This window comes from Roseococcus microcysteis, from assembly GCF_014764365.1.
Taxonomy (GTDB): Bacteria; Pseudomonadota; Alphaproteobacteria; order Acetobacterales; family Acetobacteraceae; genus Roseococcus; species Roseococcus microcysteis.
In genome coordinates, this window is sequence record NZ_CP061718.1 from 3,260,986 (window position 1) to 3,276,226 (window position 15,241).

14 protein-coding genes are annotated in these 15,241 nt (G+C 72.5%); 9 read left to right on the forward strand and 5 right to left on the reverse strand.

Features of this window, described 5'->3' with window-relative positions; genetic code table 11:
* Window positions 1-96 precede the first annotated feature (96 nt).
* Window positions 97-789: a CBS domain-containing protein gene (locus ICW72_RS15725; protein WP_223880629.1), complete on the reverse strand. Its 693-nt coding sequence runs from the start codon at window positions 787-789 to the stop codon at window positions 97-99.
* A gap of 212 nt (window positions 790-1,001) precedes the next feature.
* Here ICW72_RS15725 and ICW72_RS15730 point away from each other — a divergent pair, with 212 nt between their 5' ends.
* Complete coding sequence (locus ICW72_RS15730; RefSeq protein ID WP_191083577.1) at window positions 1,002-2,015, forward strand: TIM44-like domain-containing protein; 1,014 nt, start codon at window positions 1,002-1,004, stop codon at window positions 2,013-2,015.
* Between the two features lie 53 nt (window positions 2,016-2,068).
* On the opposite strand, the gene ICW72_RS15735 is transcribed toward ICW72_RS15730, so the two are convergent.
* Complete coding sequence (locus tag ICW72_RS15735) at window positions 2,069-2,743, reverse strand: RraA family protein (RefSeq protein WP_191083578.1); 675 nt, start codon at window positions 2,741-2,743, stop codon at window positions 2,069-2,071.
* 250 nt (window positions 2,744-2,993) lie between these two features.
* Between ICW72_RS15735 and ICW72_RS15740 the strand changes: the two genes are divergently transcribed.
* From ICW72_RS15740 to ICW72_RS15775, 8 genes are all read left to right on the forward strand, one after another.
* Window positions 2,994-3,764, forward strand: coding sequence for a UDP-2,3-diacylglucosamine diphosphatase (locus tag ICW72_RS15740; RefSeq protein WP_191083579.1), 771 nt, complete (start codon window positions 2,994-2,996; stop codon window positions 3,762-3,764).
* A gap of 14 nt (window positions 3,765-3,778) precedes the next feature.
* Window positions 3,779-4,792, forward strand: coding sequence for a glycosyltransferase family 4 protein (locus ICW72_RS15745; protein WP_191083580.1), 1,014 nt, complete (start codon window positions 3,779-3,781; stop codon window positions 4,790-4,792).
* A 66-nt stretch (window positions 4,793-4,858) separates the two neighbouring features.
* Window positions 4,859-6,823 carry a glycosyltransferase N-terminal domain-containing protein gene (locus ICW72_RS15750; protein ID WP_191083581.1) on the forward strand — a complete coding sequence of 655 codons (1,965 nt, stop codon included), beginning with the start codon at window positions 4,859-4,861 and terminating at the stop codon, window positions 6,821-6,823.
* 106 nt (window positions 6,824-6,929) lie between these two features.
* Entirely contained in the window at window positions 6,930-7,877 is a 948-nt protein-coding gene (lpxK, locus tag ICW72_RS15755) for a tetraacyldisaccharide 4'-kinase (RefSeq protein WP_456300162.1), read from the forward strand.
* A gap of 108 nt (window positions 7,878-7,985) precedes the next feature.
* On the forward strand, window positions 7,986-8,561 hold the full coding sequence (locus ICW72_RS15760; RefSeq protein WP_191083582.1) for a TetR/AcrR family transcriptional regulator: 576 nt from the start codon (window positions 7,986-7,988) through the stop codon (window positions 8,559-8,561).
* A complete protein-coding gene (locus tag ICW72_RS15765; RefSeq protein WP_191083583.1) occupies window positions 8,558-9,625 on the forward strand; it encodes an HlyD family efflux transporter periplasmic adaptor subunit in 1,068 nt (355 codons plus the stop codon). The genes ICW72_RS15760 and ICW72_RS15765 overlap by 4 nt, the downstream gene beginning before the upstream one ends.
* A gap of 17 nt (window positions 9,626-9,642) precedes the next feature.
* A complete protein-coding gene (gene devC, locus ICW72_RS15770; protein ID WP_223880630.1) occupies window positions 9,643-10,884 on the forward strand; it encodes an ABC transporter permease DevC in 1,242 nt (413 codons plus the stop codon).
* Window positions 10,884-11,576 (forward strand): ATP-binding cassette domain-containing protein, encoded by a 693-nt coding sequence (locus ICW72_RS15775; protein WP_191083584.1) that lies wholly within the window; start codon window positions 10,884-10,886, stop codon window positions 11,574-11,576. Before devC ends, ICW72_RS15775 begins: the two co-directional genes overlap by 1 nt.
* A gap of 499 nt (window positions 11,577-12,075) precedes the next feature.
* Here the strand turns inward: ICW72_RS15775 and ftsY are convergent, their stop codons facing one another.
* The 3 genes from ftsY to dapF all read right to left on the reverse strand — a co-directional run bounded on the left by ftsY (window position 12,076) and on the right by dapF (window position 15,225).
* Window positions 12,076-13,017, reverse strand: coding sequence for a signal recognition particle-docking protein FtsY (ftsY, locus tag ICW72_RS15780; RefSeq protein ID WP_456300190.1), 942 nt, complete (start codon window positions 13,015-13,017; stop codon window positions 12,076-12,078).
* A gap of 224 nt (window positions 13,018-13,241) precedes the next feature.
* Window positions 13,242-14,420, reverse strand: coding sequence for a radical SAM protein (locus ICW72_RS15785; RefSeq protein WP_191086290.1), 1,179 nt, complete (start codon window positions 14,418-14,420; stop codon window positions 13,242-13,244).
* Window positions 14,410-15,225: a diaminopimelate epimerase gene (gene dapF, locus ICW72_RS15790; protein WP_191083586.1), complete on the reverse strand. Its 816-nt coding sequence runs from the start codon at window positions 15,223-15,225 to the stop codon at window positions 14,410-14,412. The genes ICW72_RS15785 and dapF overlap by 11 nt, the downstream gene beginning before the upstream one ends.
* Between the last annotated feature and the right edge of the window lie 16 nt (window positions 15,226-15,241).

The following is a 15,241-nucleotide window of genomic DNA, read 5'->3' on the forward strand; positions in this document are numbered from 1 at the left end:
GGACAACAGAGGCAAGTCCACCAAGGCATAACGCCGTGACTCGGGCAGTTCAAAACCTGCGGGGCGCCCGCCTGGCGGTGGGCGCACCTGTGGTTGCTACATATAGGCGGGCAGCGGCTGCGTCTCGTCCTTCACGCCCTTCACGCCCGGCACGCCCTCGGCCAGCACGCGCAGGCCGCGCGCCACGCCGGCATCTCGCATGAAGCCGTGGAAGGTCACGATGCCGTCCTGCACGTCCGCCAACAGATAAAAGCTGTTGGCCCAGGGCTCGCGCTTCATGGCGGCCAGCACGGCGCGGCGGATGCGGTCGTCGCTCATCGCCTCGCCCGCTTCCATGGGCGTGACGAGGGCGCGCAGCAGGTCCGCCCGGCTGACGATGCCACGCAGCTTGCCGCCTTCCACCACCAGCACGCGCCGGATCTTCTTCTCCTCCATCAGGGCCGCGATGTGCGCGGCGGTCTCGTCCAGGCCCACGGCCACGACATTGGCCGTCATCACGTCGCGCGCCACGGCGCCATGGGTGCGGGCGTAGCGGTCGGCCTGGCTGCCGGGGCTGCTGAACATGGAAGCGAACCAGCTCGGCCGGTGCTCCACATCCTCATCGGCCAGGCGGCGGATCAGGTCGGCCTCGGTGACGAGGCCCAGCAGCGCGCCATCGGCGGCCAGCACGGGCACGGCGCTGATGCCGCGGTCGGCCATCAGCTTCGCCATGGCGACGACGGGGGTCTCGGGCGGCACGGTGACGACGTCGGGGGTCATCAGGTCGCGCGCGGTCATTTTGCTGGGCATGTTCTGGCCTCCGGTGGATACTGTGGGAAGCCTAGGAGGGGGTGGGCACCTCGCGCATTGCGCTGGCGCAACCCTCGGGCAGTCCAGCACGTTCTTTCACATCGGCGCCGGGCACGGAAAACGGGACGGGCCAAGGATGGAAGTCTCGTAATTCTCGCGGCGCTGGGCCATATTGCATCCAAGAAAGCTTTGATACGGAGATCGCCCCGACCATGCGCCGTCCCGCCACGATCATGACCGCGCTCGCGGTTGCCGCCTTCGTCCTCGCCCCCGCCTTGGCGGAAGCCCAGCGCGCGCGCGGCGGCTTCGGCGGCAGCCGGGGGGCGCGCACCTACCAGGCGCCCCCTCCGACCAACACCGCGCCGCAGGCCGCGCAGCCCATGCAGCGCACCCAGCAGCCGCCCATGGCGCCGGGGGCCAACACGGCCGCCCGTCCCGGCGCGCCCGCGGCGGGCGCGGCGGCGGCCGGTGCCGCCCGTCCCGGCTTCTTCGCCCGCAACCCCTTCATGGGCGGGATGATGCTGGGCCTGTTCGGCGCGGGCATCTTCGGCCTGCTGGCGGGTTCGGGCTTCTTCTCCGGCCTGGGCAGCCTCGCCGGCATCCTGGGCTTCATGCTGCAGCTGGCGCTGATCGCCGGCGTGGTCATGCTGGTGATGGCCTTCCTGCGCCGGCGCCAGCAGCCGCAGCCCGCGGGCATGGCGCGTGACATGCACGGCGGCGGCAACCCCCCGCCCGGCCCCGGCAACCTGGGCAATCTGAGCGGCCGTGGCACGATGGGTGCCGGCATGGGCCTGGGCGCCCGCCCCGCGCCGGAAGCCCCGGTCCAGGTCGGCCCCGCCGACTACGAGGCCTTCGAGCGCCTTCTCGCCCAGGTGAACGACGCCTGGACGCGCGAGGACATGGCCGCGCTGGGCCGCGTGGCCACGCCCGAGGTGGTGCAGTATTTCCGCGACGACCTGGCGGACCTCGCCGCGCGCGGCCTGAAGAACGAGACGACCGACACCAAGCTGGAGCAGGGCGACCTCGCCGAGGCCTGGCGCGAGGGGGCGCGTGAATACGCCACCGTCGCCATGCGCTACTCCATGATCGAGGTGACGCGCGAAATCGCCAGCGGCCGCGTGGTCGAGGGCAGCGCCACCGAGCGCGGCATGGGCACCGAGATCTGGACCTTCGTGCGTGTCCAGGGCGGCCCCTGGACCCTCTCCGCCATTCAGCCCGCGGGCTGATTGGTCCCGTGCCGGGGGGCGGCCCCATCTCGGACCGCTCCCCGGAGGCGGCGTCAGGCGCCTTCGCAGCCCTTGGCCTTCAGGGCCTCGGGCACCCAGCCACGGGCCCACTTGCCCGCCTTGATGTCGGCCTCGGACTTGATCTCCTTGGCCTGGTGCGCCTCGGCCGCGGTGATCACCGCCTCGGCTTCCTCCAGCGGCACCACCACGATGCCGTCCTCGTCGCAGCAGATCAGGTCACCGGGGGCCACCACCTGGCCGCCGCAGGAGATGGTGGTGCCGATCTCGCCCGGGCCTTCCTTCCAGGGCCCCGCCGGGGTGTGGCCGCGCGCCCAGACGCCGAATTCCATCTTGGCCAGCGAGGACACGTCGCGCACCGCGCCGTCCAGCACCGTGCCGGCGAGGCCGCGCACCATGGCGTGGCCCAGCATCAGGTCGCCCATCAGCGCCACGCTCAGATCGCCATTGCCGTCGCAGACGATGATGTCGCCGGGTTCGGCCAGATCCACCGCGCGGTGCAGCATCAGGTTGTCGCCCGAGCGCGCCTTCACCGTGAAGGCCGGCCCCACCATGCGCTTGCGCCCGCCATAGGGGTGGAAGGTGCCGCTGAAGCTTTGCAGGCGGTTCATCACGTCGCCGATATTGGCCACGGGAATGGACGCGGCGCGCTGGATCAGCGCGGACGAGACGCGTTGCGTGATGGGCTTGATACGAAAGCCGATGGTCATGGAATGCCTCCCTCTGAGGCCCCGATCCGACCATGGGTGGCGCGCGCGGGGAAGGGGCGGGTGGGCCGCATGGCGCCGGAAACGCCCCGCATGGCACGCAACCCAGGACGGCGTGATGATGTTTTGGTGTCAGTCCCGAGACATGCGCCCAGCGCAGGCGTCACCGAAGATTCACGTGCGAAGCGCGTGCGGCGGCCGCAATCCCGCACGTACAGAGAGCAGGAGCGCCGCTGATGCCCCCCGTGACCTCATGGACGTCCGCACGGTGTTCATCTCGGACCTGCATCTCGGCACGCGGGGCGCGCGCTCCGACATGCTGCTCGACTTCCTTTCCCAGGTGCGGTGCGAACGCCTCTATCTGGTGGGCGACATCGTGGATGGCTGGCGCCTCCGCAAATCCTGGTACTGGCACGCGGAGTTCGACGCGGTCATCCGCGCCATCCTGGACCTCGCCAAGAACGGCACCGAGGTGATCTACATCCCCGGCAACCACGACGAGATGTTCCGCGAATGGCTGGGCCTCGAAGTGGCCGGCGTGAAGCTGATGGGCGAGGCCGAGCACCTGGCCGCCGATGGAAGGCGCTACCTCGTCATGCATGGCGACGAGTTCGACGGCGTCATCCGCTATGCCAAGTTCCTGGCGTATCTGGGCGACAAGGCCTATGACACGGCGCTCATCATCAACCAATGGTTCAACTTCGCCCGCCGCCGCCTGGGCTATCCATACTGGTCGCTGAGCCAGTGGCTGAAGCGCCAGGTGAAGGAGGCGGTGAAGGCCATTGACCGCTTCGAGGGCGCGCTGGCGGTGGAGGCGCGGCGGCGCGGCCTGGACGGCGTGATCTGCGGCCACATCCATCACCCCGAGATGCGGATGGTGCAGGGCATCCTCTACATGAATGACGGCGACTGGGTGGAAAGCTGCTCCGCCCTGGTCGAGCACCATGACGGCGCCTTCGAACTGCTGGACTGGGCCGCGCAGCAGCGCGAGCGCCATTTGCTGCGCGAGGCGGTGCCGGCCTGATGCGTCCCCCCTCCATGCGTTTGGTTATCATCACCGATGCCTGGCGGCCCCAGGTCAACGGCGTGGTCCGCACGCTGGAGCGCGTGGCGGGCGAACTCGTGGCGCGCGGCGACACGGTCGAGATCATCGGCCCCGATCGCTTCGCCAACTTCCCCATGCCGGGCTATGCCGATATCCGCCTCGCGCTGCGGCCGCGCGCGCGGCTGCGCGCCCTGATGGACGCGGCCCGGCCCGAGGCCGTGCACATCGCCACCGAAGGCCCGCTCGGCCTCGCCGCGCGCGCGCTCTGCCGGGAGCGCGGCTGGCAGTTCACCACCAGCTTCCACACGCGCTTCGCCGAATACGTGACGGCGCGCACCGGCATTCCGCCGCGCTTCACCTGGGCGCTGCTGCGGCGCTTCCACAATGCCGGCGCCGGCGTCTTCGCCGCCACGCCCTCGCTGCGCGACGAACTCTCGGGGCGCGGCTTCGAGCGCATCCTGCCCTGGACGCGCGGCGTGGACCTCGGCCTCTTCTCCGACCAGGGCGAGCGCGGCACCTTCGCCGACCTGCCGCGGCCCATCTTCCTCTATGCCGGGCGCGTGGCGGTGGAGAAGAACATCACCGCCTTCCTCAGCCTCGACCTGCCGGGCAGCAAGGTGGTGGTGGGCGACGGGCCGCAACGCGCCGCCCTCCAATCGAGCTATCCGCGCGCGCATTTCGCCGGCTGGCGGCATGGCGCGGCCCTGGCCGACGCCTATCGCGCCGCCGATGTCTTCGTCTTCCCCTCGCGCACCGACACCTTCGGCCTGGTGCTGCTGGAGGCCATGGCCTGCGGCACGCCGGTCGCCGCCTATCCCGTGATGGGCCCGCGCGACGTGGTGGGCCCCGCCGGCGTGCTGGACGAGGATCTGGGCCGGGCGGCGCTGGCGGCGCTGGACGTGCCCCGCGCCACGGCCCGCGCCCAGGCCGAGCGCTTCTCCTGGACCTCCTGCGCCACCACCTTCCGCGACCAGCTGGTCCCGGTCGAGGGTCCTATCGCCGGTTGAGGGGCGCCCCTTGCGCCGGGGCGGCCCGCGTGCGACCCGGACAGGCAGGATGATGTACCGACTGCCATGCTCCGAAAGCTGATCCGGCATCCTTCCGTGCTGGCCGCCGGGGCGTGGCTGCTGGGGGCCTATCTCGCCTTCGTCTATCGCACCACGCGGTGGGAGCTGCGCGGCTATGACGCCGCGGCCGCCTCGGTGCAGGCGAATGGCGCCGTCATCCTCTCCTTCTGGCATGAGAACCTGCCGTTGATGCCCTGGGTGGTGCTGGAATGCCGGCGCCGGGGGCTGCTGCGGCGCGGGCATGTGCTGGTGTCGCACCACCGGGATGGCATGTTCATCGGCCGCGCGGTGGCCCGCTTCCATGTGGAGCTGGCCTATGGCTCCTCCTCGCGCGGGGGGGCGGCTGGGCTGATCGCGCTGGCGCGGCTGCTGGAGGCGCGGGAATCCGTCGCCATCACGCCCGACGGGCCGCGCGGCCCGCGCCGCCAGGCCGCGGCGGGCGTGGCGGAGCTGGCCGCCAGCAGCGGCAAGGCCGTGGTGCCCATCGCCGGCCGCTGCCGCCACGCCATCGGCATCAAGAGCTGGGACCGCATGGAAATCCCGCTGCCCTTCGGCCGCGCCCATGTGGTCGCCGGCCCGCCCATCCTGGTGCCGCCGGGGGCGGGGAGGCGGCCTTGCCCGTCATCGCCGCCGCCATGGACGCGGCGGCCGACGCCGCCGACGCCGCCGCCGGGCGCCCGCGGCGCTGAGGCCGTCCTGATGCTCCGGTTCTGGTCCGTCCTCACCCGCCTCGCGGCGCCGCTGCTGCGCCCGCACCTGCGGCGCCGCGCGCGGCGCGGCAAGGAGGAGGCCACGCGCCTTCCCGAGCGCGAGGGCCATGGCGCGGCCCGGCCCGACGGCCCGCTCATCTGGGTCCATGCCGCCAGCGTGGGCGAGGTGCGCGCCCTGCTGCCCGTGATGGAGGCGCTGGTGGCGCAAGCCCCGCGCCTGCATGTGCTGCTGACCACCGGCACCGTCACCTCCGCGCGGCAATTGCCCGACTGGCTCTCGCCCGCGCTGGCCGCCCGGCTCACGCACCGCTACGCGCCGCTGGACGTGCCCGGCTGGGTGGCGCGCTTCCTCGATGGCTGGCGCCCCGACGCGGCGCTGCGGATCGAGAGCGAGATCTGGCCCAACACGCTGGAGGCGCTGCGCGTGCGGGGGGTGCCCGTGCTGCTGGTGAACGGGCGCATGTCCGCGCGGAGTGCGGCCCTGTGGCGGCGCTTCGCCCCCGGCCTGGCGCGGCGGATGCTGGAGGGGTTTCGCGGCATCATCCCCCGCTCGGCCGAGGATGCGGCGCGGTTTTCGGCGCTGGGCGCCACGCGGCTTGGCCCGCCGGGTGACCTCAAATTCGCGGCGGACCCCCTGCCGGCGGACCCGGCCAGGCTGGAGGCGCTGCGCCGGGCCATCGGCACCCGCCCCGTGCTGCTGGCCGCCAGCACCCATCCGGGCGAGGAGGCGCTGGTGCTGGCGGCGGCGGCCGAACTGCGCGGCCGCTTCCCGGACCTGCTGACCATCCTGGCCCCCCGCCACCCGGAGCGCGGCGCGGCCCTGGCCCCGGAAGCGCCCCACCGCGCCACGGGCGCGCTGCCCGATGCCGGACCCGCCTATGTGGCGGACACCATGGGCGAACTCGGGCTGTTCTACCGCCTGGCCTCGGTGGCGCTGGTGGGCGGCAGCCTGGTGCCGCATGGCGGGCAGAACCCGCTGGAGGCGGCGCGACTGGGCTGCCCCATCCTCCTCGGCCCGCACATGGCGAATTTCATGGAGGCGGTGACGGCATTGGAGGCCGAGCGCGGCGCGCTGCGCCTGCCCGATGCCGCGGCGCTGGCACCGGCCGTTGCCGATGTGCTAACGAATCCGGAATTGTCCCGGTCCCTGGTGGCCGGGGCCGCACGGGTCGCGGCGCGGATGGGCGGCCCGGCGGCCCGGCTGCCCGAGCGGGTGGCGGAGGCGGTGCTGGCCCTGCTGCCCGATGGCGGCCGGGGCTGATGGCAAGAAAGGCGGCGGCCCCCCTTTGGGGCACGCCGTGAGAAGCGGAAGGAAGGTTGGTCAGACGCATGCGGGCTCCGGATTTCTGGGGCCGCGACGGGGGGGTGTGGCCTGTGCTCCTCTCCCCCATCGCGGCGATCTATGCGGGGGCGACGGCGCGGCGCATGGCGCGGCCGGGCTGGGAGGCCCCCGTGCCCGTCTTCTGCTGCGGCGGCGCCACGGCCGGGGGGCGGGCAAGACCACGCTGGCGCTCGATCTTGGCCGGCGGCTGTCCACCCTGGGCGTCTCGGCGCATTTCCTCATGCGGGGCTATGGCGGCAGCGTGAAGGGCCCGCTGCGCGTCCGCCCGGAGGAGCATGGCAGCGAACAGGTGGGCGACGAGGCGCTGCTGCTGGCGGCCTTGGCCCCCACCTGGGTCAGCGCCGACCGTGCCGCCGGCGCGCAGCTCGCCGTCGAGGCGGGGGCGGGCGCCATCATCATGGATGACGGGCTGCAGAACCCGACGCTGACCAAGACGCTCTCCCTGCTGACCATTGATGGCAATTACGGCTTCGGCAATGGCCGCGTGATCCCGGCCGGGCCGCTGCGCGAGCCCGTGGCCATGGCCGCCGCCCGCTGCGCCGCCGCCGTGCTGATCGGATCGGACGAGACGGGGGCGCTGTCGGCCCTGCCGCCCGGCATGCCCGTGCTGCGCGGCGACCTGGCGCCGGGGCCGGAGATGGAGGCGCTGGTGGGCGAGAATGTCTTCGCCTTCTGCGGCATCGCCAACCCACGCAAATTCCTCAACACGCTGCGGGTGGGCGGCGCGGTGCTGGCGGGCAGCGAATGCTTCGCCGACCACTACCCCTATGACGAGGGCGATATGCGCGCCCTGCTGGACCGCGCGGCCGGGCTGAACGCCATCCCCGTCACCACGCGCAAGGATTGGGTCCGCATCCCGGCCGCGTTCCGGGATCAGGTGCGGGTGGTCAGCGTGGGGCTGGTGTGGGAGGCGGAATCGGCGGCGATGCTGGACGCGATGCTGGCGGCGCAGTTTCAGCCGGTGGTGGCGTAGCGTCTGATCCGCGGAGGCGCGTCGCCGGAGCGGTGAATCAGCCGCTCCTAAATTCGCTATACCGGCCGGACGGTTGACAAACCGTCCAGCCGGTCTAGCTGAAGGGGCATGCTGGAACGCCCCCCGCCCCCTGACGCGCCCACCCGCATCCTCGACGCCGCCGAGCGCATCGTGCAGGCGCGCGGCGTCACCGCGCTCACGCTGGAGGCCGCGGCGCGCGAGGCGGGCGTGTCAAAGGGCGGCTTGCTCTACCATTTCGCCTCCAAGGAGGCGCTGCTGGCCGGCATGCTGAACCGCCTGGCCGATGGCGTCGCCGCCGAGTTCGAGGCGGTGCTGGAGGCCCAGCCCCCGCACCCCGCCCGCACCACCCGCGCCATCCTGGCCTGGACCTTCGACGACCCGCATATGGTGTGCGAGCAGCACCAGCGCGCCGCCGCCGTCTTCCTCGCCGCCTTCCACCATGACCCGGCGCTGCTGGACCCCATCCGCCGCGTCTTCGCCCATATCCGCGACAGGCTGCGCCAGGACGCGCTGCCGCCGGGCCATGCGCTGGCCATCATGGCCGCCGGCGACGGGCTCTTCATGGGCCGCATCTTCGGCATGTACACGATGGACGCGGAGGAACTGGCCGCCATGCGCGCCGCCCTCGAACATCTGGCCCAGCCGCGGGCGGGGTCGCCATGAAGCGCCCCCTTCTGCTGGCCGTCGTGCTGGGGGCCGCCGCGCTGGGCGGCGCCTGGCTCATGCTGGGCCAGGGCGCCCCGCCGCCCGAACCCGCCCCGCCCGCCGCGACCCTGCCCGAGGCCATGGGCGTGGGCGCGCTGGGCCGCGTCGAGCCCGCCTCGCGCATCCGCCGGCTGAACCAGCCGGGGGGGATGAACGTCTCGCGCCTCGCCGCCCTGCATGTGGAGGAGGGGCAGGAGGTCGTGGCCGGCCAGTTGCTCGCCGAATTCGCGGATGTGGCGCAGAAGGACGCCGCCATCGCCAAGGCGCGCGGCAATCTCGCGGAACAGCGCGCGGCCCTTCTGCGCACGCGCGAAGCCGCCCGCCCCTCCGAACGCGAGGCCCAGCGCGCCCGCATCGAGAGCCTGGCCGCCCAGGTGGAACTGGCCCGGCGCGAGGCGGCGCGGGCCACGCGCCTCGTGCCCTCCGGCGCCGGGGCCGAGGCGGCGGCCGAACGCGCCCGCTTCTCCCTGGCGCGGCTGGAGGCGGAGCGCGCCCAGGCCGAGGCCGAACTCGCCACCCTCAGCGCCCCGCGCCCCGAGGATCTGGCCCTGGCCGAGGCGCGCGTGGCCGTGGCCGAGGCGACGCTGGCCCAGGCCGAGGCCGATGCCGAACTCTCCCGCGTGCGGGCGCCCATCGCCGGCACCATCCTGCGCATCTTCGCCCGGCCGGGCGACCAGGTGGGCAATGACGGGCTGATGGAGATGGCCGACCTCAGCCGCATGGAGGTGGTGGCCGATGTCTTCGAGACGGATGTGGCCCGCCTGCGCCTGGGCGCCGCGGCCGAGATCATCATTCCCGGCGAGGCTCGCCGCCTGCCCGCCACGCTGAGCGAGATCGGCTGGCAGGTGCGCCGCACCACCCAGGCCGGCACCGACCCGGTGGCGGCGGTGGACGCCCGCACGGTGGAGGTGCGCCTGACCCTCTCCGAGGAGGCCGCCGCCCTGGTGCGCCGGCGCAGCAACATGCAGGTGCAGGTGGCCATCCGTCCCAATGGCACCACGCCGCTGGCGGCCCGCCGATGAACGAGGTCCCGCCCCCCGTGAAGCTGCTGCCTTGGGCGCCGGAGCGCATGGGCGAGGCCGCCGAACCCCCGCAAGCCCCACGGCGCGAGCCGGGCGTGCTGGCCGGGCTGCTGCTGGCGCTGCGCCTCGCCTGGCGGCAGTTGCGGGCCGACCGCGCGCGGCTGGCCACCGCCATCGCGGGCGTCATGTTCGCCTGCCTTCTGGTGTTCATGCAGCTCGGTTTCCGCGGCGCGCTGTTCGACAGCGCGACCAATCTGTTCCGCGCCATGCGGGCGGATCTGTTCCTGATGCACCCGCTGACGGAGGCCAGCTTCCGCGCCGAATCCATCCCGCGCGCCCGCGCCTGGCAGGCCCTGGCCGATGCGGAGGTGGACCGCGCCGTGCCCGTCTATCTGGCCCAGGTGACGCTGCGGAACCCCGAGACGGGCAGCCGCCGCGCCGTGCAGCTCATCGGCCTCGATGCCGATGCGGGGGCGGTGGATTTCCCGGGGCTGGCCGATGTCGCGGCCGCCCTGCGCCGGCCGGACACCTTCGCCTTCGACCGGCTCTCCCGCCCCGAATTCGGGCCGGTCGCCGCCATGTTCGCGCGCGACGGGCCCTTTCCCATCCAGCTCGGCACGCGGGAGATGGAGCTGGTGGGCCTCGTCGAGGTCGGCCCCTCCTTCGGCGCCGATGGCAATGTGGTGCTGAGCGAGCAGAATTTCCGCCGCGTCTTCTCCCGCCAGGCCACCAACGCGGATCTGGTCGCGCTGAAGCTGCGGCCGGGGGCGGATGTGGCCGCCACCCAGGCGCGCCTCGCTTCCCTGCTGCCGGGCGACGTGCTGGTGCTGACCCATGCGGAGATGGTCGCGCGCGAGCGCCTCTATTGGGAGACGGGCACGCCCATCGGCTTCATCTTCCTCTTCGGCTCGGTGATGGGCCTCGTGGTGGGGATGGTGATCGTCTACCAGATCCTCTTCGCGGACATCGCGGGGCATCTGTCGGAATACGCGACGCTCAAGGCCATGGGCTATTCCAACGGCTATCTGGCGCGGGTGGTGCTGGGGGCGGCGGTGATCCTGGCGGTCGTGGGGTTCATCCCGGGCTTCGTGCTGTCCACGCTGCTCTATGGCTATGTGGCGGGGGCGACCTTCCTGCCGCTGGAGATGTACACCGAGCGCGCCGTGGGCGTCTTCCTGCTGATCTTCGGCATGTGCTTCGCGGCCGGATTGCTGGCGATGCGCAAGCTGCGCGACGCCAACCCGGCGGACATGTTCTGATGCAGGCGCCCGTTGAACTGAAGGGCGTGAACTTCGCCTATGGCGAGGGGGAGTTGCGCCGGCAGGTGCTGCGCGATGTGGATTTGCGCATCGGGCCTGGTGAGATCGTGATCCTCACCGGCCCCTCCGGCTCCGGCAAGACGACGCTGCTGACGCTGATCGGCGCGCTGCGCGCCATGCAGGAGGGCGAGGCGCGGGTGCTGGGCGAATCCCTGCTGGGCGCCACCGAAGCCCAGCGCGTGCGGCTGCGCCGGCGCATCGGCTTCATCTTCCAGAACCACAATCTGCTGGGATTTCTGACGGCGCGGCAGAATGTGGCGATGTCGCTCGAACTGGACGGGCGCCGCACTGAGGCGCAGCGCCTGGCGCGCGCCGGCGAGATGCTGGGCGCCGTGGGCCTCTCCGACCATCTGGAGAAGCAGCCCGCGCAGCTTTCGGGCGGGCAGCGGCAGCGCGTGGCCATCGCGCGCGCCCTGGCGGGTGATCCTGGCCTGATCCTGGCCGACGAACCCACGGCCGCGCTGGACAAGCAGACGGGGCAGGAGGTGGTGCGGCTGCTGCGCGACCTGGCGAAGGGGCGGGGCGTGCCCATCCTGCTGGTGACGCATGACCCGCGCATCCTCGACCTCGCGGACCGCATCGTGGACATGGAGGATGGGCGGGTGGTGCAGGCGGCCAAGGCTTCCGCCTGATACGCGGCGTAGCAATTCCGCGCTTGCGTCACGCGCCCGCGCGGGCGCAGACTTCGCACTGCAACAAATGAAAGGAGGTGATCCGGTGTCTCATCGTTCGCTTGGCCGGAACTGGTCCCGGCCCCGGGTCGTCGCTTTCGCCATCGTGAGCTCGGCGCAGGGGTAAACGGTCCAGGGCGCTGGCCCGACCGATGCGGCGGCGCGGGGGGAGACCTCCGCGCCGCTTTCGTTTGCATGGATCAGGATGCGGGGTTCTGCCGGCCAGGGCCCCTTGCTCTGGTGGAGATGACGCGGGCCGGCCGCCGCCATCCGGACACATCATCCAGGATGGACAAGTGCCGGTGACGGTGCACCGTCAACCGAGCGCGCTCATGTCGGCGGGACGGTCGGGGGGTTCTGCTGGCCAGGCCCCTTCGCTCCGGCGATGGTGACGAGGGCCAACCTCCCTGCGACCGGTCACGCCGTCCTGCGCCCGAGATGGGCTGATGGCGTCGGGCCGTCAATCCAGCCCGACAAGACTCCGCGCGAAATCCCGCGCCTCGAACGGCCGCAGGTCCGCCGCCTTCTCGCCCACGCCCACCGCGTGCACCGGCAGGCCGAATTCCTGCGCCAGCGCCACCACCACGCCGCCCTTGGCGCTGCCGTCGAGCTTGGTGACGACGAGGCCCGTCACCTCCACCATCTCCTTGAACACCCGCACCTGGCTGACGGCGTTCTGGCCCGTGGTCGCGTCCAGCACCAGCAAGGTGGAATGCGGCACCGCCTCGCCATGGCGCTTCAGCACCCGCACCACCTTGCGCAGTTCGTCCATCAGCGCGGTCTTGTTGTGCAGGCGGCCGGCCGTGTCCACCAGCAGCACATCGGCGCCGGCCGCGCGCGCATCGCGCAGCGCGTCGAAGGCGAGGCCCGCGGCATCCGCGCCATGCTTGGCCGGGGCCACCACATGCGCGCCCGTGCGCTCGCCCCACACCTGCAGCTGTTCGACCGCCGCGGCGCGAAACGTGTCGCCCGCCACCATCCAGACCTTCAGGCCCTGGGCGCGATACTGCTCGGACAGCTTGGCGATGGTCGTGGTCTTTCCCGTGCCGTTCACGCCCACCACCAGCACCACATGCGGCGCGTGCGCGGGCGTGATCTCCAGCGGCTGGGCCACGGGCGTCAGGATGGCCGCGATCTCCTCGGCCAGCGCGGATTTGATCTCCTCATCCGTCGCCTCGCGCCCGAAGCGCGTGCGGCGGAAGCCCGCCACGATGCGCTGCGAGGCCGCGACGCCGAGATCGGCGCTGATCAGCGTCTCCTCCAGCTCCTCCAGCGCCTCGTCGTCCAGCTTGCGCTTGGTGAAGACGCCGGTGATGGATTGCGTGAGCTTGGCGGTGGAGCGTGACAGCCCCGCCTTGAGCCGCGCGAAGAAGCCGCGCGGTTCCTCGGGTTCGACCGCCACCGGGGCCGGGGCGGGTGGGGGCGGCGGCACGTCCGCAGGAGGGGCCTCCACCACCGGGGGCGGGGCTTCCTGGACCGTTTCGGGAGGCGCTTCCGGAAGCGGCTCCCGGACGGGTTCCGAAGGCGATTCCTTCAGCGCCTCCACCGGCGCGTCCTTGACCGCCTCCTCGGGCTTGGCACCCTCCTCCTTGCCGCGCAGACGGTTCCAGAGATCGCGCAGGGCCATCAGATTTTCTCCCCGGTCAGGGTGGTGCCGTCGCTGCCCGCCACGCGCAGCCGCAGCAGCGTGCCGGCGGGCGGGGGCGAGGCGACGCGCAGGGGCGCGAAATGCTCGGTATGGGCGCGGCCATCCGCCTCGAACAACGCCTCGGCGGTGGTGCCGATGCGCGTGGCGAGGAAACACGCGCGTTCCGCCGCACCCGCCGCGCGCAGCCGCGCCGCGCGTTCGCGCCGCAGCGCCATGGGAAGCTGCGGCATGCGCGCGGCCGGCGTGCCGGTGCGGGCGGAATAGGGGAAGACATGCAGGAAGCTGAGGCCCGCTTCGGCCACCAGCGCCTCCATGGCGGCGAAATGCGCCTCGGCTTCGGTGGGGAATCCCGCGATGAAATCCGCGCCCAGCGCCACATCGCCCCGCAGCGCCCGCGCGCGGGATGCCACGCGCAGCAGGTCGGCGCGGGAATGGCGGCGCTTCATGCGCTTCAGCATCAGGTCATCGCCATGCTGCGCCGAGAGGTGCAGGTAGGGCGCAAGGCGCGCCTCCTCCGCGAAGACCGCCCAGAAGCGGTCATCCAGCGCGGCCGGGTCCAGCGAGGACAGCCGCAGCCGCCGCAATTCAGGCACCTGGCGCAGCACGGCGCGGATCAGCGCCGGCAGTTCGGGGTGCGAGGCCAGGTCCACCCCCGTCAGCACCACCTCCGCATGTCGCGAGGCGAGGTCGCGCACCGCCGCCACTGCCTGGTCCACCGGCATGGCGCGCGCCGGTCCACGTCCCTGGGGGATGACGCAGAAGGTGCAGCCATGGTCGCAGCCCTGCTGCACGGCCAGGAAGGCGCGCGTGCCCCCGCCCGCCGCCAGCCCGATGGGCGCATCCCGGTCCATGGCGGCCACCGGCGCATCCCAGCGCGCAGGGTCCAGCTTCGCGCCATTGCCGATAACGCGCGTGACACCCGGCAGCGCCGCCCAGGCCTCGGGCTTGATCTGCGCCGCGCAGCCGGTGACGAGGATGGGCCGCCCCGGCCGCTCCCGCGCCGCGCGGCGAATGGCCTGGCGCGCCTGGGCCTCGGCCTCGCCCGTCACGGCGCAGGTGTTCACGATCAGCGCGTCCATCCCGCCGGCGAGCCGCCGCATGGTCTCGCTCTCGGCGATGTTCAGCCGGCAGCCGAAGGTCAGCGTCTCAGCCAACAGGGAACTCGCCCGTGAAGGAGGTGGCGACGGGGCCGGCCATCAGCACATGGCCGTCCGCGCGCCATTCCAGCTGAAGGTCCCCGCCCGGCATGGTGATGGTGACGGCGCGCTCCGTCAGCCCCCGCCGCACCGCGTTTACCACCGTGGCGCAGGCGCCGGAGCCACAGGCCAGCGTCAGCCCCGCCCCGCGTTCCCACACCGTCAGGCGGATATGGCCCGGCGCCAGCACCTGCGCGAAGCCGATATTGCCGCGCTGCGGCAGCAGCGGGTCATGTTCCAGGATCGGCCCGATGCGCTTGATGTCCAGCGCGTCCAGGTCGTCCACGAAGAAGGTGGCGTGCGGATTGCCCATGGAGCAGCAGGCCGCATCCGAAACACCCTCGGCCTCCATGGGCACATGCAGCGTGTCCATGGCGCGGGCCAGCGGCACGGCGTCCCATTCCAGGCGCGGCTGGCCCATGTCCACGCGCACCAGGCCATTTTCCAGGGTCTCGGCGGCCAGCAGGCCATGGGCGGTGCGGAGGGTGATGCGCGTCTTGCCCGTCTCGGCCAGGATCAGGCTGGCGGCGCAGCGCGTGCCATTGCCGCAGGCCCCCGCCTCGGTGCCGTCGCTGTTGTGGAAGAGCAGCGTGACGTCCGCATCCGTCGCGGGCGCGATGGTGATGAGCTGGTCGAACCCCACGCCGCGATGCCGGTCGCCGATGGCGGCGATGGCGGGGGCGGGCAGGTCGAAGGGCCGGGCGCGCGCGTCCAGGATGACGAAATCATTGCCGAGGCCGTGCATTTTGCGGAAAGGAACACGCATGGGGCGGATATAGGCC